The organism is Parabacteroides sp. 20_3 (genome assembly GCF_964238835.1).
In the GTDB taxonomy this organism is placed as follows: Bacteria; Bacteroidota; Bacteroidia; order Bacteroidales; family Tannerellaceae; genus Parabacteroides; species Parabacteroides distasonis.
Genome location: NZ_CAXSNO010000008.1, coordinates 59148 through 75969, shown reverse-complemented (window position 1 = coordinate 75969; position 16822 = coordinate 59148). Strand labels below are relative to the sequence as shown.

Annotated in this window: 11 protein-coding genes; 8 read left to right on the top strand and 3 right to left on the bottom strand. The window is 40.0% G+C overall.

The window, feature by feature from the left end; translation table 11 throughout:
* The first annotated feature begins 97 nt into the window (after window positions 1-97).
* A complete protein-coding gene (gene rnr / locus ACESPU_RS16395; protein WP_373133520.1) occupies window positions 98-2281 on the top strand; it encodes a ribonuclease R in 2184 nt (727 codons plus the stop codon).
* A 103-nt stretch (window positions 2282-2384) separates the two neighbouring features.
* Here the strand turns inward: rnr and ACESPU_RS16390 are convergent, their stop codons facing one another.
* The 3 genes from ACESPU_RS16390 to ACESPU_RS16380 all read right to left on the bottom strand — a co-directional run bounded on the left by ACESPU_RS16390 (window position 2385) and on the right by ACESPU_RS16380 (window position 4647).
* Window positions 2385-2597 (bottom strand): immunity 17 family protein, encoded by a 213-nt coding sequence (locus ACESPU_RS16390; RefSeq protein WP_005859813.1) that lies wholly within the window; start codon window positions 2595-2597, stop codon window positions 2385-2387.
* Window positions 2598-2601: 4 nt separating this feature from the next.
* A complete protein-coding gene (tsaE, locus tag ACESPU_RS16385) occupies window positions 2602-3021 on the bottom strand; it encodes a tRNA (adenosine(37)-N6)-threonylcarbamoyltransferase complex ATPase subunit type 1 TsaE (protein ID WP_008772916.1) in 420 nt (139 codons plus the stop codon).
* Window positions 3022-3096: 75 nt separating this feature from the next.
* Window positions 3097-4647 carry a PglZ domain-containing protein gene (locus tag ACESPU_RS16380; protein ID WP_373133518.1) on the bottom strand — a complete coding sequence of 517 codons (1551 nt, stop codon included), beginning with the start codon at window positions 4645-4647 and terminating at the stop codon, window positions 3097-3099.
* Between the two features lie 863 nt (window positions 4648-5510).
* On the opposite strand from ACESPU_RS16380, the gene ACESPU_RS16375 reads away from it, so the two are divergent.
* The 7 genes from ACESPU_RS16375 to ACESPU_RS16345 all read left to right on the top strand — a co-directional run bounded on the left by ACESPU_RS16375 (window position 5511) and on the right by ACESPU_RS16345 (window position 16640).
* The gene (locus ACESPU_RS16375; protein ID WP_009016548.1) at window positions 5511-6056 is read left to right on the top strand and encodes an RNA polymerase sigma-70 factor; all 546 of its coding nucleotides are present in this window, start codon (window positions 5511-5513) and stop codon (window positions 6054-6056) included.
* A gap of 74 nt (window positions 6057-6130) precedes the next feature.
* The gene (locus ACESPU_RS16370) at window positions 6131-7060 is read left to right on the top strand and encodes a FecR family protein (RefSeq protein WP_009275289.1); all 930 of its coding nucleotides are present in this window, start codon (window positions 6131-6133) and stop codon (window positions 7058-7060) included.
* Between the two features lie 334 nt (window positions 7061-7394).
* Complete coding sequence (locus ACESPU_RS16365) at window positions 7395-10610, top strand: TonB-dependent receptor (protein WP_232299930.1); 3216 nt, start codon at window positions 7395-7397, stop codon at window positions 10608-10610.
* A 19-nt stretch (window positions 10611-10629) separates the two neighbouring features.
* Complete coding sequence (locus ACESPU_RS16360) at window positions 10630-12387, top strand: RagB/SusD family nutrient uptake outer membrane protein (protein ID WP_158532704.1); 1758 nt, start codon at window positions 10630-10632, stop codon at window positions 12385-12387.
* A gap of 63 nt (window positions 12388-12450) precedes the next feature.
* Complete coding sequence (locus ACESPU_RS16355; RefSeq protein WP_122143852.1) at window positions 12451-14796, top strand: amylo-alpha-1,6-glucosidase; 2346 nt, start codon at window positions 12451-12453, stop codon at window positions 14794-14796.
* A gap of 294 nt (window positions 14797-15090) precedes the next feature.
* The gene (locus ACESPU_RS16350; RefSeq protein WP_005867296.1) at window positions 15091-15636 is read left to right on the top strand and encodes an RNA polymerase sigma-70 factor; all 546 of its coding nucleotides are present in this window, start codon (window positions 15091-15093) and stop codon (window positions 15634-15636) included.
* 74 nt (window positions 15637-15710) lie between these two features.
* The gene (locus ACESPU_RS16345; protein ID WP_008772924.1) at window positions 15711-16640 is read left to right on the top strand and encodes a FecR family protein; all 930 of its coding nucleotides are present in this window, start codon (window positions 15711-15713) and stop codon (window positions 16638-16640) included.
* Window positions 16641-16822: the final 182 nt, after the last annotated feature.

Here is a 16822-nt window from a genome sequence, read left to right as displayed (position 1 = left end):
CAAATATCAATTTAAATTGTTTACTTTGTAGACATAGCATGCAAAATAGAGGCATACTCCTGTCTCCACATCTAACAAATGCTAATAATTATACAGAATGGCAAAGAATAAACCTGCAAAAAAAGATAACAAAGAGAAAAAAGGCAAAAAGGACAAAGGATCTGGTAAACGTATGAAAAAAGAAGCGATGATCCAAGCTATCATTTCCGTATTCCAATCCTCTCCCAAGGAACCTTTCAACTATAAACAAATCAGCAAGATCATCGGAGTCGAGAACCAAGTGCAGAAATTGCAGGTGGTAGACATCCTGTATGACTTGTCCGCCGAGGATATCATCACCGAGATCGACCGTGGCCGTTACCGTCTCAACGGATTGGGAACCATGGCCGTAGGAACTTTCGCACGCCGCAGCAATGGAAAGAATTCTTTCATCCCTGAAGACGGAGGTACGCCGGTATTTATCGCTGAACGTAATTCCGGGCATGCCATGGATGGAGACAAAGTGAAAGTACAGCTTTTCGCCAAACGTAAAGGTGCCGAGCCGGAAGGTGAGGTCGTGGAAATCCTTGAGAGCAAGGAGCGTACTTTCGTAGGTAAACTTCAAGTAGCTAAAGGCTTTGCCTTTTTGATTACGGAAAACAAGACGTTGGCTAACGATATTTTCATCCCTAAGGATAAACTGAAAGGGGGCAAGAACGGCGACAAAGCGATCGTACGTATCGTGGAATGGCCGGATGAAGCCAAGAATCCACTGGGTGAGGTCATCGATATATTAGGTATCGCCGGACAGAATACCGCCGAGATGCACGCGATCCTTGCCGAATTCGGATTGCCTTACAAATATCCTTCCTCGGTAGAAAAAGCGGCGGATAAGATCCCGGAAGCGATCTCTCCGGAGGAAATTGAGAACCGGGAGGATTTCCGGGGGATAACAACCTTCACGATCGACCCGAAGGACGCAAAAGACTTCGACGATGCCCTTTCCGCACGCCGTTTGGATAACGGGAACTGGGAGGTTGGCGTACATATCGCCGACGTAACACATTATGTGAAAACGGACGGTGTCATCGATAAAGAGGCGCAAAGCCGTGCGACTTCCGTTTATCTGGTAGACCGTACAATACCGATGCTTCCCGAGCGACTTTGCAACCAAATATGCTCTTTACGTCCCGACGAGGAAAAATTATGTTTCTCCGCTGTCTTCGAACTAAATAGCGATGCCGTGGTACAAAACTCCCGGATCTGCCGCACGATCATCAAGAGCGACCGCCGCTTTACCTACGAGGAGGCACAAGAGGTGATCGAAACCGGCGAGGGAGATTATAAAGAGGAGATTCTAGCCTTGAACGACCTTGCCAAGAAATTGCGGGAACGCCGTTTCAAGAGTGGCGCTATCAACTTCGACCGTTATGAGGTTAAATTCGAGATCGACGAACAAGGGAAACCGGTCCGTGTTTATTTCAAGATCTCAAAAGACGCTAACAAGTTAATCGAGGAGTTCATGCTATTGGCAAACCGTACCGTAGCCGAGTTCGTGGGCCGTCCTCCTAAAGGAAAGACTAAGAAGACATTTGTTTATCGTATCCATGAGCTTCCGGACCCAGATAAAATGGAGAATTTCGCCTCTTTTATCCGTCGCTTCGGCTATAAGTTGAAAACAGACGGCACGAAGACGGATGTCTCCAAAGGAATCAACTCCTTATTAGACAATGTACAAGGAAAACCGGAAGAGAACTTGATCGAGACAGTTGCGATCCGTGCCATGCAAAAGGCCCGTTACTCCACGGAGAATATCGGTCACTATGGCTTGGCTTTCGAATACTATACACATTTCACCTCTCCTATCCGCCGTTATCCGGATATGATGGTACACCGATTGCTGGAACGTTATCTAGCCGGTGGCCGTAGCGTTATACAAAAGAAGTATGAGGATTTATGCGATCATTGTTCCAGCATGGAGCAAGTCGCCGCCAACGCAGAGCGTGCATCCATCAAATATAAGCAAGTAGAATTCATGCAGGATAAGCTCGGCATGGTATTCGACGGCGTTATCTCCGGTGTCACCGAATGGGGGCTTTACGTAGAACTGAACGAGAATAAATGCGAGGGGCTTGTACCAATCCGTGATCTGGATGATGATTACTATGAGTTTGATGAGAAGAATTATTGTTTATTGGGCCGTCGCAAGAAACGTCAATATCGTTTGGGAGACCCTATCACTATCAAAGTAGCGCAAGCGAATCTGGAACGTAAGCAACTCGATTTCCAATTAGCGGAATAAGGCCTTTTTCAAAGTAAGTATAACTTCATCAGACAACGAAGTTATACTTACTTAGGCATTTTGATTATACTTACTAGGACAAGTAAGTATAATTTACTTTTTATCACCAATACATAAGTCCCAGCGCCCCACAAGCGATCAGCCCGATTCCCAACAACGCATAGAAGATACGTGCGCCGCCACGACCGAACCAGTTCACGAAAGTCATCGCCCCGCTGGTTTTAAAGTACCAATCAAAATTACAGATCGCCGCTACGATTGAGAACAATCCCAAAGCGATAAACAAGGATAAGATAAAGTATTCGGAAGGATCCATAGACTTACTTAACCTCTACAGTACGTGAACCGTCCGGATTCTCCGAGATCGTTACATCTACCACATCTCCGGGCAACAACTCATCTATTTTCTCCGGCCATTCGATAAAACATAAAGCCCCGCTATAGAAATAATCCTCTGTTCCGATATCCTCCGCCTCACTCAATTTATTGATCCGGTAAAAGTCAAAATGATAAATCAATTCTCCCGTCGTATCGCTACGGTACTCATTGATAATAGCGAATGTGGGACTGTTGATCACGTCCTCCACACCCAATTCCTCACAGATCGCCTTGATAAAGGTAGTCTTACCGGCCCCCATCGGACCATAGAAGGCAAAGACCGTACGATCATCCATCCCGGCGATAAACTCCTTAGCCGCCTCATGGATCTTATCCAAACTTTCTATTTTCAGTGTGCTCATAGCATTCGTGTTTACAGTTTATATGGACTGCAAAGTTCGTGATATTTATGATATACGCAACTTTTCGGCATATTATCATTTCGGTTCCATCGTAATAAACGGCACCAACATCTCCTCCATCGAGATTCCTCCGTGCTGGAATGTATTTTTATAATAGGATACGTAATAGTTATAATTATTCGGATAAGCGAAGAAATTCTCTCCGTAAGCGAAAATATACTTACTACTTAGATTCGGGGAGGGAAGTCCTACTTTTTCCGGATCCCGGATCTCGAATACCTCTTTCGGATTGTAGTTCAAGTTCTTGCCTACTTTATAGCGTAGATTGGTATTCGTATTCTTATCACCTATCACCTTGATCGGATTCGTTACCCGGATCGTCCCATGATCGGTCGTAACGATTACCTTAGCTCCCCGCTCAGCGATTCGTTTGAACAACTCAAGCGTAGAAGAGTGCTGGAACCATGATTTAGTCAAGCTGCGATAGGCCGCCTCGCTTTGCGCCAACTCACGGATCATCTTACTCTCCGTACGAGCATGCGAAAGCATATCCACGAAGTTCAGCACAATCACATTCAGTTGATTACGAGTAAGAGAAGGGATCGTACCCAACAATTTCTCTCCATATTGGGAATCGTGTACTTTATTATATGAGAAGGTATATTTCTTACGGAACCGATCGATCTGGGTTTGAATCAATGGAGCCTCATTCAAATTCTTACCTTCCTCGCTCTCCTCATCTACCCACAAATCCGGAAACATCTGCTCTATTTGCGAAGGCATCAAGCCCGAGAATATAGAGTTGCGGGCATATTGCGTGGCGGTTGGCAGTATGCTATAATACAAGCTCTCGTCAAACGTAAAATACTCAGTAAGCAATTCTTTTACCACCCGCCATTGATCCAGCCGGAAATTATCGATCAATATAAAGAAAACCTTCTCGTCATTATCCAACATTGGGAAAACCTTCTTCTTAAACAGGTCGGGGCTCATCAACGGGCGATCGGCCGGATTCTGTATCCAGTCCACATAATTCTTCTTCACGAATTTGGCAAAAGCGTTATTGGCCTCTTCCTTCTGCATACGGAGCATATCTGTCATTGCCACTTGGCTGCTTTCCAGTTCCAGTTCCCAGTACACCAGTTTCTTATAGACCTCCATCCAGTCGTCTGTGGTCAAGGAATCATTGATTTGCATACCGATACGACCGAATTCCTGCTGATAACCCACCGTGGTCGTCTCGGAGATAATCACGTTCTTATGGACATTCTTCTTGATAGAGAGAAGCAATTGGTTGGGATTTACCGGTTTGATCAAATAATCCGCGATCTTATTTCCGATCGCCTGATTCATGATACTTTCCTCCTCACTTTTAGTCACCATCACGACCGGCACATTCGGAGCGATCTCCTTGATATGCGACAGCGTCTCCAACCCTGTCAAGCCGGGCATATTCTCATCGAGAAAAATAATATCAAACGATTGTTCCTTACAGCAGTCAATAGCGTCTTGCCCGCTCACCACCGGAACGACCTCATACCCTTTGTCCTGCAAGAACAAGATATGCGGTTTCAACAAATCAATCTCGTCATCAGCCCAAAGTACTCTATCTTTCTTCGCTGCCATAAGCTTACCTAGTTTATTTACAAATATATGGATAATCCTCCATATAACAACGAAAGAAACGGGATGTTTCGTATTTGATCTCGTAATTTTCCCAAATCCAGATAAGCGAATAGCCAATGAGGAGATCTCCTTCATCAACTCACGAACAGTACTCTCTCTTACTGACTAAGGTTCAAAAATATCCAATTTATCTACAACATCTACAACTATCCTTGTAATCATCTATCTTTAGACGGTTTAGCCTATGGTGGTAGATAAAAAACATCTACAATTATCAGGCCCTATCTACCATCATTTACTACTTTTCTATCTCTAAACAGAACGATCTCTCCACACTTGCCGCAATCATCATACGGTCTCTTCCTTATACAGACAAAACATTAACATATAAGCTTATACAGTTTTTATCCATGAAAAACTAAAGTTTTATACCGCTAAAACCTTTGTTTTCCGCTTAGGAAACTTTTGTTTCTATATAGGGAAACTAAGGTTTCTTCGGCACGAAACTTTTGTCTTCTGTAGGAATGAAGAAAATAGTTCCCTAGGAACTATGTTCATGACTATTTAGTGCCAAATGCCTTTTATGTTAAAACTCCAAAAGATAAGGCAAATATATTGATTTCTTTTAGCAAAACACAATCTTTTCTATTCTAAATCAATATTGTCTTATATTTTATTGACATAACTATATGATTTCAGGGCATAAAAGTCCCACCGGTTAGTCTATTTACGCTCTGTAGATACAATATGTGAATTAGGAAGAAGCGTAGTTTGTAAATACCGAATATAGTTCCTAGGGAACTTTGAAGAACTTAGTTTTACTCCAGAAGTCATGTAATCTTATTTTTATTACTCAGCTTATAATGGCAAAAGACAATTTTAACATTATTTACGAACGAAACTATCAACGATCGTTCATGTTCGCTAAATCATACGTACATGATGATATGATAGCAGAAGATATCGTATCCGATTCTCTTGTGAAGTATTGGAGACTAATCTCCACCCAAAAAGGAGAAGCAACAGAAGCTCTTTTACTTTCGATCTTGAGAAATAAAGCTCTCGACTACTTACGCCATAAAGCTGTACATGATGCTGCGATCGAAAATCTAGAAGAAATAAAAAAGCGAGAACTAAGCATCCGCATATCTACTTTAGAGGCTTGCGATCCAGAAGAAATTTTCCGGGAAGAGATACGCACAATCCTTCAGCGCACCCTACAATCATTGCCCGAACAAACTCGCAGGATATTCGAGATGAGTCGTTTCGAAAACAAAACAGTGAAAGAAATCGCTATAGAAACCAACCTCACCGTAAAAGGAGTAGAATACCACATTACCAAGACTTTAAAAGTATTACGTATCAATCTAAAAGATTATCTTCCCTTATTCTATTTTCTTTTTTCTTGACTTTTCTCGTTTTTCCACTAGGGATCTATCTTGCAGCATCGTTTATTATTTATAAAGCGAAATTAATAGATACCATGAAGGAATTACTACAACGATACATAAAAGGAGAGGTTTCAGAGAAAGAAAGACTGAAAATAGCATCATGGTTAGACGAAAGCCCTGAAAACATGCGTGAATTTCTGGTTTTACGCAAATTATATGACATTTCACTTTGGCAAGCCAATACAGATAAGACAAATTCCGTAAAGAAAGTACATTATTCCATACGGAAGATAATGGCCGAGATCTTAAAAATCGCAGCCATCTTTCTAATCGGCTTTTGGGGAAGCAAACAACTGCAGATACAACAATCGAACAAGAAACAAATGCAAACCATTCATGTCCCTGCCGGACAACGGGCAGAGGTCACCTTAGCCGATGGTACGCATGTATGGCTAAACTCTCGCTCAACCCTAAAATTTCCTGAACAATTCAGCGCAAACACCCGAAACGTGGAATTAGACGGCGAAGGTTACTTCTCTGTCCAGCACAATGAAAATAGTCCATTTACCGTACATACCCAAAATCATGATGTTCAAGTATTAGGTACAGAGTTCAATGTAAAAGCTTACCATAACACATCCTTGTTCGAAACCGCCCTTTTAAAGGGTAGTGTAAAAATCAGTTCCCCTAATTTAAGAAATGGATTACAACTCAAGCCTAATGAAATCGTTAGTATAGAGAATAGGATGCTCAAGAAATCTACAATTAATAATAGCGACTATTTTAAATGGAAAGAAGGCCTGTTCTGTTTTGAGAATGAATCAATCCAAGATCTAATAAAGAAACTAGAACTTTATTATGATACTACGATTGAGATCCAACGTCCCTCATTGTTGAAACATCACTATTCCGGCAAATTTCGTATTCAAGATGGAATAGAGCATGTATTAAAAGTACTTCAGTTAAAACATAAATTCACATACATCAAAGATGACGATAAGAATCTAATAATCATAAAGTAAGAACAGAATGTTAACCTTATAAATCATGTATGCCTATGAGATAAAAAATATCAAAAAAGAAACGGTATATAAAAACCGGGAAATGCGGCAACACTCCCCGGAAAGAATCAATACCACATGCACTTAAATCATCAGTATCAAATTCAAGAGTTACAAATGTATGAAAAATCAAACAAAAAGAGTTATGAAGTTAACTTTTATAACACTATTTCTATCAACCACAGGAATGTTTGCATCTGTTAATTCGCAAAATACACGGGTCAATATCCATGTGAACAATGCAAACACTCAAATTGTCTTAAACGAAATCGAAAAACAAACAGACTATCTCTTTGTGTACGACACCAAAGAAATAGATCTAAATCGTAAGGTTTCCGTAGAGGCGCAAAATAAAACCGTAGCAGATGTGTTATCATCTGTCTTTACCCAAACAGACATCTCATATGCGATGGAGGGTAATAACATCATGTTAATGCGAAAAAACACTTCTGTTACACAACAGAGTAACCGGAGAATTACCGGTGTTGTGAAAGACGCAATTGGTGAACCTATCATTGGAGCAAATATCGTGGAGAAGGGAACCACAAACGGTATAATCACCGACATTAACGGAAATTTCAGCCTTATGGTCTCCGAGAACGCCATCTTGCAAATTTCCTATATCGGATATCAGACACAAGAAATCCCGACCAAAGGGCAGACGAACATCCAAATTACCATGAAGGATGACGCACAAGCATTGGATGATGTCGTTGTTATCGGTTATGGTACGCAACGCAAGAAAGACGTAGCCGGATCTATCTCTTCCATATCTACGAAGGATTTATCTATTCAATCATCCGGGAATATACAGAACCTTCTTCAAGGTAGGTTATCCGGTGTGTCCGTAACAACTTCCGGCGTAGCTGGCGATGCTCCTGCTATCCGTATTCGAGGTGTCGGAACACTGAATAATAACAGCCCGTTGTATGTCATTGATGGTTTTCCTACAAAAAGCGAGATCGCATCCCAAATAAATCCTTCAAGTATAGAGTCTGTACAAGTATTGAAGGATGCTTCCTCCGCCTCTATCTATGGTTCCCAAGCAGCTAACGGGGTTATCTTAATCACGACAAAGCAAGGTAAAGAAGGAAAACCTACCGTTGACGTAAAAGTAAACGTAGGCGTGCAACTTCCCACCAACTTGCCGGAAATGCTAAACTCCCAACAATATGGAGAAGTCTTGTGGAACGCAATGAGAAACGCCGGGTTAACACCACAGCATGACCAATATGGCAACGGAGCTACACCCGTCATTCCTGATTATATTCTACCGGCAGGAGCCATGGAAGGCCAGGTAGATCTCAGCACTTATAATACTGCGGAAAATCAATTTATGCGCGCTAATAAGATCGGAACTAATTGGGCTGATGAAGTTTATCGCCCCGCACCGACTACAAACATTGATATCAGCGCACAAGGAGGTGGCAATGGGTCTAAATATTTCTTGAGCGCAAACTATTATAAACAAGAAGCTCTTGTAAAATGGGCGGGCTATGATCGCTTCTCTTTACGAGCCAATTCTCAATTTAAGATTTTGAGCTTCGCCACATTAGGATCAAACCTAAGCGCAACTTACTCTAAATACAAAGGAAGCAAATCAGACCATGAGGCCGTACGTATGGCTCCGCTTATTCCGGTTTACGACGTAGAAGGTAATTGGGCCGGAACAAAAGCTAATGGTTTAGGTGATTCCAAGAATCCGGTAGCCCAACTTTATAATCAAAGAGAGAATTACAATGACAACCTCAACTTGTTAGGTAATTTGTATTTGGATATCAATTTCTTGAAATACTTCCAATTCAAGACAAATGTCGGCGTAAACGTTGAGGATAGCGGCTCCAAAGAGTTCAATCCAAAAACTTATTGGAACAAAGGAGACGCAAATACGCTAGTGAATTCTTTAAAGGAAGCAAGAGGCCGTAAATCAGAATTGGTTTGGAACAATACTTTGACCTTCACGAAAAAATTTCGTGAAACACATAATCTGAATGTTTTGCTAGGTACAGAAGCCATTAGTTCTAAAATAGAGAATCTCTCTGCTTATAGAAGTAATTTTATTATCGAGGATCCCGATTATAGATACCTTGACGCTGGCGAATCCAACAAGGACAATACAGGCAACGCAAATGAATACGCTTTGTTCTCTCTGTTCGCACGTGTCAATTATCAATATAAAGACAAATATTATTTAGGGGCTATTATTCGTCGAGATGGGTCCTCACGTTTTGGTGCGAATCATAGATATGGCTACTTCCCAGGGGTAAACGCCGCATGGAGACTTACGGAAGAAAACTTCATGAAAGGGCAAGATATTCTTAGTGATTTGAAAATCAGAGCCAGTTACGGTTTGACAGGAAATCAGGATATCGATAACTACGCATTTGCGTCCATGTATTATACGAATATCTCAACTAGCAGCTATCCTATAGCGGGAGATCCAAACTCTGTCACTCAAGGTATCAGTAAGGAGAGCATTGGTAATCCGGATCTTAAATGGGAGACGACTACACAAACAAACATTGGTATCGACGCAGGTCTTTTTAATAATAAACTGAATTTGTCATTCGATTTCTACCATAAATATACTACCGACATCTTGCAAAGAATTACTTATCCTTCTACCGGAGGAGTGGCAAGTGCCCCATTTATGAATATCGGTGAAATGCAAAATAACGGATATGAATTGAATATCAATTTCCAGAATACGACAGACTATGGTTTCCGGTACGAATTAGGGCTCATTTTGTCCGGATATCGTAATGAGGTAAAGAAATTAGCTTCAAATCAATTCATATCGAACACATATACAAGAACAGAAGTAGGTCATCCGATTTCCTCTTTCTATGGCTATGTGATCGATGGTATTTTCCAAACACAAGGCGAGGTCGACTCGCATGTAGAACAGTCAGACAAAGCAATCGGCCGTTGGAAATATAGAGATGTGAATAATGACGGAAAAATAGACAGCCAAGATAGGGCCTATATCGGTAATCCTCACCCTGATTTCGAGTACTCTTTGAGTTCACGCTTCTATTACAAGAACTTCGATTTGTCTCTTTATATCCAAGGCAGTCAAGGAAATGATATTTGTTTCGCATCGAAAGGCGGTAGGGATGGCCTTGATTTCTGGGGAGATTATTTCAATAAAAGTACCCGTATATTGAATACTTGGACTCCTGAAAACAGAAATGCGGAACTGCCGGAGATCAATATCTTGAATCCAAATGATGAGGCAGGTAAGGTTTCTTCATACTTAATTGAAGATGGTTCTTATATTCGTTTGAAACAATTAGAATTAGGATATACCCTTCCAAAACAAACGCTTTCGAAAATTGGACTCCAGCAATGTCGTGTTTATTTGAATGCGGAAAACTTATTGACATTGACAAAGTATAACAACATTGATCCCGAGGTTAAGAACGGCGATGACAAGAATATGGGTGTCGATTATATGAATAATATGCCACTAGCACGCGTATTCTCCATTGGTTTCAATTTATCATTCTAATACTTAAAATTAAACAAACATGAAAAATCTATTTCATATAGCGAAAAAAACGTTCACATGGGTAACCGTCACGATGGCTGTTAGCCTGTTTAATGGTTGTTCTGATTTTTTGGATAAACAACCATTAGGCAAATTGAATGAGTCTGTATTAACAGATGAAAGTACCGTGAATAAACTCCTTATTGCCTGCTATAGTCCATTAAACGGATTTATCAACGGAGTTTGGGGAATAACAAGTGGGCCGGATAATGTCTTCTATGGAGATATGTGCGCTGGAAATATCCATAAAGGAAGTACTACCGGCGATCAAGGCGAACTGCTACAGATGGAGCGTTATGTCGCTACTGCTGAAAATGGTCGTATCCGGGATAAATGGATACTGGTATATGGAGCTATTGAGCGTTGCAACGACGTACTTCGTATGCTGAATGATAATAAAATTGATGGCTTATCAGAAGAAAGTGAAATGGAAATTAGAGCAGAAGCCCGTTTCCTAAGAGGATATTATCATTTTGAAGCGAAAAAAATCTGGAACATGGTCCCTTATATTGATGAATACGTAGAAGATCCGCAAAGAAGGGTTCCCAATGACAAAGATATTTGGCCTAATATTGAAGAAGACTTCTCTTTTGCTACCGGAATTTTACCGGATAATCAGAGTGAGCCTGGAAGACCTACGAAAAACGCCGCTAAAGCGTTCTTGGCCAAGGCTTATTTATTCCAGCAAAAATATAGCGAAGCAAAAGTTTTATTAGACGAAGTCATCACTAGCGGAAAATATAAGTTACTTGACAATTATTTTGATAACTTCAATGCGGAGCAAAACAATAACGCAGAAGTGGTATGGTCTAACCAGGTAGCGGTAAATGTAGCGGGAGCTGGTTACGATCGTAGCCAACGTGGTTTCGACTTATCTTATCCCAATGCTCCAGATCAACCAAACTTAAGTGGAGCCGGATTCCAACAACCTACTTTCGACTTAGTAAATGCCTATCAAGTAGACGAAAATGGCCTACCCATGATTGACACTTACGCTGACCATGAATTCAAAAACGACCAAGATATCGAATCTAGCGAGGCATGGGAACCGGATATGGAAACCCCTGTAGATCCGAGATTAGACTGGGTCGTTGGTCGTAGAGGCGTTCCATATCATGATTGGGGATTGCACCCGGGAAAAGCTTGGATCAGGGATCAAGTCAGCGCAGGTCCTTATAACCAAAAAAAATGGATTATATTAGAAAACCAACTTGCTACATACGCTTATGACAATACAGCAAAATTTAACGCAATGAATTTCAATATTATTCGATACGCCCAAGTATTATTGTGGGCTGCGGAATGTGAGGTAGAGGTTGGTAACCCTGAGAAAGCAAAAGAATATGTCAATATGATTCGTCAAAGGGCAAAAGACGGATCTTACGTGAGATTAGGAGATGAAGCACCTTTTGGCAATGGTCCAGCTGCCGCCAATTATAAAGTGGATATCTATAAGGATTCATGGGCAGGACTAAGTAAAGATGTATTACGAAAACGTGTACGATTTGAAGAACGCTTGGAACTTGCGTTAGAAGGTCATTTCTTCTTCGATTTGGTACGTTGGGATATCGCTGAGGATTTTTTAAATAAATATATCGAAAGAGAAAAAAGACATATCCAATATTTAAATGGAGCCGTTTTTGATAAGAACCATCGCTATTACGCTATTCCTCTAACTGAAATAGATAGAAGCTATGTCGATGGTAAACCGACGTTGACACAGAATCCGGGATATTAATTATAGTAAGTGTGAGGGGGTATCATAATATCCCCTCCACTTTTATCCACAAAAGATTTGAATATGACACAATATCTAAAGTCACTTTATCTATGCATTTGTTTACTGGGGGGATTTATATCTTGTCAAACAAATGAAAGTATCACTCAAGATGAGGAGATACAAACAATCATGGAAGGAATCTCGAATCAAGCGGGTCAAGAAAAAAATCCTTATCTGACAGCAGGAGATAAAACCTACATAATAGGTACGCAAGATGGAAACTTCCCTGATCTTGGTGGACATACTCCCGGAGAGATGGGAGGAGTTTGGAATCATTTGATCAAGCTATTAGATGGCTTTTGGGTAAAAATGACAGATAATAAAGGTAATTCTTGTTGGTTGGAAAACGCAATACAATATACGAATTATCCTTTTGGAAGTAAATTTGAGTACGCTCCTTTATTTAATAATAGTATCCGTGTCAATCGTTTCCAATTTTGCCCACAAGGAGAAAATGGTGTTGTTATTACCTATACCATCGAAAATGTATCGGATTCAGAGCAAACAGTCCTTTTTGATTTTGTCGCAAAAACAGATTTGTTGCCTGTATGGTCATCCGGGACAATCGGGTTAAAAGACGCAAATGATGTCGTGAACTGGGATGCCCAAGATGCCATTTTTAAAGCGAAAGATTTAGGTAATAACTGGAACGTGATTTGGGGAGCGGATCAACATACGAGTATTTATCAACTAGATACTCCTACTTATATAAATACGCAAGGAACGGGTAAAAGTGCCTCTTCTACTTATACGATTACACTTCCTAAGAATCAGGAGAAAAAACTTTCTTTCGTCATCGCAGGATCAAAAGACAGTGAGGAGGATGCCCTAAAAAGTTACAAAGACATCTTAGCGAACCATTCCGAAATGTTGGAAGATAAAAAAATGTATTACACCCAACTATTAGAGAGAGGACGGATTAACATTCCAGATAAAAAGTTACAAGAGGTTTATAACTGGTGCAAAATCAATACGGAATGGCTTGCGGCAGATATGGAAAGTGCAGGACGCTTTCTGGGAGCGGGCGCAATTGAATATCCATGGTTATTCGGTTGTGATAATTCTTATTCATTACAAGGCCTTGTCGCTACAGGTGACCAAAAATTAGCAAAAGAGACATTGAGAGTTATCAAAGAGATGTCAGAGAAAGCCAATAGGAATGGCCGTATTTTGCATGAAATGGCATTCAACGCATTCGTCAGCCACAAAGGAAATACTCAAGAGACTGCTCATTTTGTCATCGCTGTATGGAATGTTTATAAATGGACTGGTGATAACAAATTCCTTGCAGATATGTATCCTTATATGCAAAAAGGTCTGAACTTCCTTTTGAAAGATATGGATACAAATAAGAATATGTTCCCCGAAGGGTATGGAATCATGGAAGTTAGAGGATTAAATGCGGAATTGATTGATGTCTCTGTTTATACCCAGCAAGCACTGGAAGTTATGTCGCAGATTGCCTTAATAATGGGAGAAGAAGCATTTGCCAGTGAGTGCGCCTCGCAAGCAATCGATTTGAAAGAAAGGATAAACGACCTATTTTGGGATAAGGATTTAGAAATTTATTGTGATTTTTATGGAACGAGAGAGCAAGCCTTAGAAACGACTAAAGGTGCTATCGAACAGGTTCGTAATACAGAATACAGGTGGGATGTTGCCGAGGTTTCCTTACAGGAATATGAGGATAGCAAGAAAAAGCATATCGCAATGTATGAGGATATGTATAAACAATTTGAAGCGTATCCAACTGGTATTATGAAAGGATGGTTAACTAACAAGAATTGGGTAATAAGCACTCCAATAGAAACTCATATTGCCTCAGAAGACAGAGCTATTCGGCAATTGGATAAAGTACGAAAAGAGCATTGCGGCGAATATGGTCCTTATTTATCCGCAGTCGAAAGAGATCGCATGATGACTATCGCAACAGGCGTACAAGCGATGGCCGAATGCGCTTACGGACGTGTAGATGAGGCTTTATGGTATATCAATCGCATCGTCGATACATTTGGCCGTACACTTCCGGGATCAATTAATGAGATGATGCCTGATTATGGCTGCCCTGTTCAAGCATGGACCATCTATGGTATAGCAACACCTTTGATTCGTTATATATATGGCATACAACCAGAAGCCTATAAAAAGACCTTGACCCTAAGTCCTAATTTACCATCAGATTGGGACTTTATTGAAATGAAAGATCTTCCTGTTGGAAATAATAAGATTAATTATAAAGTAAAACAACTGGAAGATGGATTGGAAATCACGTTAGATACAACTGAAAAGGATTGGAGTTACCTATTAAGACCGGTAAAACAACCTATCAAGCGATTTATCGTGAATGGTAAGGAACAACGGATTTAGAGAGAGAGACGGGGCATGCCCCGTCTCCACATATAGACACCGCCTCATAATGATCTAAAATTAAAACAGATAACCCCAACTATTTTGAGTAAATAGAACTTAGTCTGAATTCCGTATTCAAGACCTCTTTCCACTCTAACCTTTTACTATCAATGCGATAAATGGATAACAATCAATTTCTTTCATCCCATATTATACTTGAGATAACCGGAAAGCGGGGAAAATGAAAGTATGATTACTTTAACTATTTTTCTATCAAAAATTCCTACTTTTACCGCTAAATCTGTATTGAAGATGAAAGGAGACGATTTTAATATCATTTATGAACGGAATTACCGACGGTCATTCCTGTTCACCAAATCATATGTACATGATGACATGGTGGCTGAGGATATCGTAGCTGAATCGCTTGTAAAATATTGGCGACTGGTCTCTGCTGGAGAAAACGAGATAACAGAAGCCTTATTGCTCACGATTTTGAAAAATAAAGCCCTTAACTATTTACGCCATAAAGCCATACATGATGCCGCTATTGAAAATTTAGAGGAAATAAAAAATAGAGAACTAAGCATTAGAATTTCCACACTCGAGGCTTGCGATCCGAAAGAGATCTTCTCTGATGAGGTCAATAGGATCATCCACAAAACTTTAAAAAACTTACCAGAACAAACTCATCGAATATTCGAGATGAGCCGCTTCGAGAATAAAACCGTAAAAGAAATAGCGGATGAGACAAACCTCACCATAAAAGGTGTAGAATACCACATAACCAAGGCTTTAAAAGCTTTGCGTATCAACTTGAAAGACTATCTACCCTTATTTTATTTTCTTTTTTCTTAATTTTTTTCATTTTTCCACTAGGGATTTAGCGCACAGCGTTGTTTTTATAATAGAAAATAAATTAACAGACATTCATGGAGCAATTACTACAACGGTACATAAGAGGTAAGGTTTCCGAAGAAGAGAGACTGAAAGTAGTGTCATGGCTGGACGAAAGTCCTGATAACATGCGTGAATTTCTGGCTTTACGTAAATTATATGATATTTCACTTTGGCATACGGATACAGAGCAAAAAACACTTCATAAAAAATTCATTCCAACAATTCGACGTATCGCAATCGAAACACTAAAAATAGCAGCGATCTTTTTAATTGGAATCTTTGTTACTAAACAATTCGTAGAACAAAAGGTAGAGGATATACAAATACAAACCATCCATGTACCCACAGGTCAGCGAGCTGAGTTAACTTTAGCGGACGGGACACATGTTTGGCTCAACTCTCGCTCGACATTGAAATTTCCTAATAAATTCGGCACAAATAAACGGAACGTAGAACTTAACGGAGAAGGGTATTTTTCTGTACATCATGACAAAAAACGTCCTTTTACCGTACAAACCGAAAAATACGCAATTCATGTATTGGGTACCGAATTTAATGTTAAGGCATATCACAACAGTCCTTTATTTGAGACAGCATTATTAAATGGCAGCGTAGAAATATCTTCCTTAACTATGCCGAAAAGATTACGCCTAAAGCCGAACGAGATGGCGATCGCAAGTCAGGAAGGATTAAATACATCCCATATTCCTGACTACAACTACTTTAAATGGAAAGAGGGATTATTCTGTTTCGAAGACGAGTCGATCCAAAGTTTAATAGAAAAGTTACAGCTTTATTATGATATTAAAATTGATGTTCAACGACCATCCTTACTTCAATACCGTTATTCCGGCAAATTCCGTATCAAAGACGGAATTGACCATGTATTGAAAGTATTACAATTAAAACATAAATTCACTTATACAAAAAATGAAGAGACGAATCTAATCGTGATAAAATAAATATTTAGTCGTTAACCTTTTAAATACAGAATATAGAGAATGAAAACATAACAAACAATTAACAGCACAAATTACACAAAAAGGGAGATGCTGCAACATCCCCCTTCCGTAAGTCAGTACCAGACTTGCGAAAATAAATTCATTTAGTACTAACAAATAAGACATTACAAATGTATGAAAAA

Coding starts and splice junctions, on each gene's coding strand:
- rnr (WP_373133520.1), top strand. CDS start 98: ATGGCAAAGAATAAACCTGCAAAAAAAGATAACAAAGAGAAAAAAGGC.
- ACESPU_RS16390 (WP_005859813.1), bottom strand. CDS start 2,597: ATGGATCCTTCCGAATACTTTATCTTATCCTTGTTTATCGCTTTGGGA.
- tsaE (WP_008772916.1), bottom strand. CDS start 3,021: ATGAGCACACTGAAAATAGAAAGTTTGGATAAGATCCATGAGGCGGCT.
- ACESPU_RS16380 (WP_373133518.1), bottom strand. CDS start 4,647: ATGGCAGCGAAGAAAGATAGAGTACTTTGGGCTGATGACGAGATTGAT.
- ACESPU_RS16375 (WP_009016548.1), top strand. CDS start 5,511: ATGGCAAAAGACAATTTTAACATTATTTACGAACGAAACTATCAACGA.
- ACESPU_RS16370 (WP_009275289.1), top strand. CDS start 6,131: ATGAAGGAATTACTACAACGATACATAAAAGGAGAGGTTTCAGAGAAA.
- ACESPU_RS16360 (WP_158532704.1), top strand. CDS start 10,630: ATGAAAAATCTATTTCATATAGCGAAAAAAACGTTCACATGGGTAACC.
- ACESPU_RS16355 (WP_122143852.1), top strand. CDS start 12,451: ATGACACAATATCTAAAGTCACTTTATCTATGCATTTGTTTACTGGGG.
- ACESPU_RS16350 (WP_005867296.1), top strand. CDS start 15,091: ATGAAAGGAGACGATTTTAATATCATTTATGAACGGAATTACCGACGG.
- ACESPU_RS16345 (WP_008772924.1), top strand. CDS start 15,711: ATGGAGCAATTACTACAACGGTACATAAGAGGTAAGGTTTCCGAAGAA.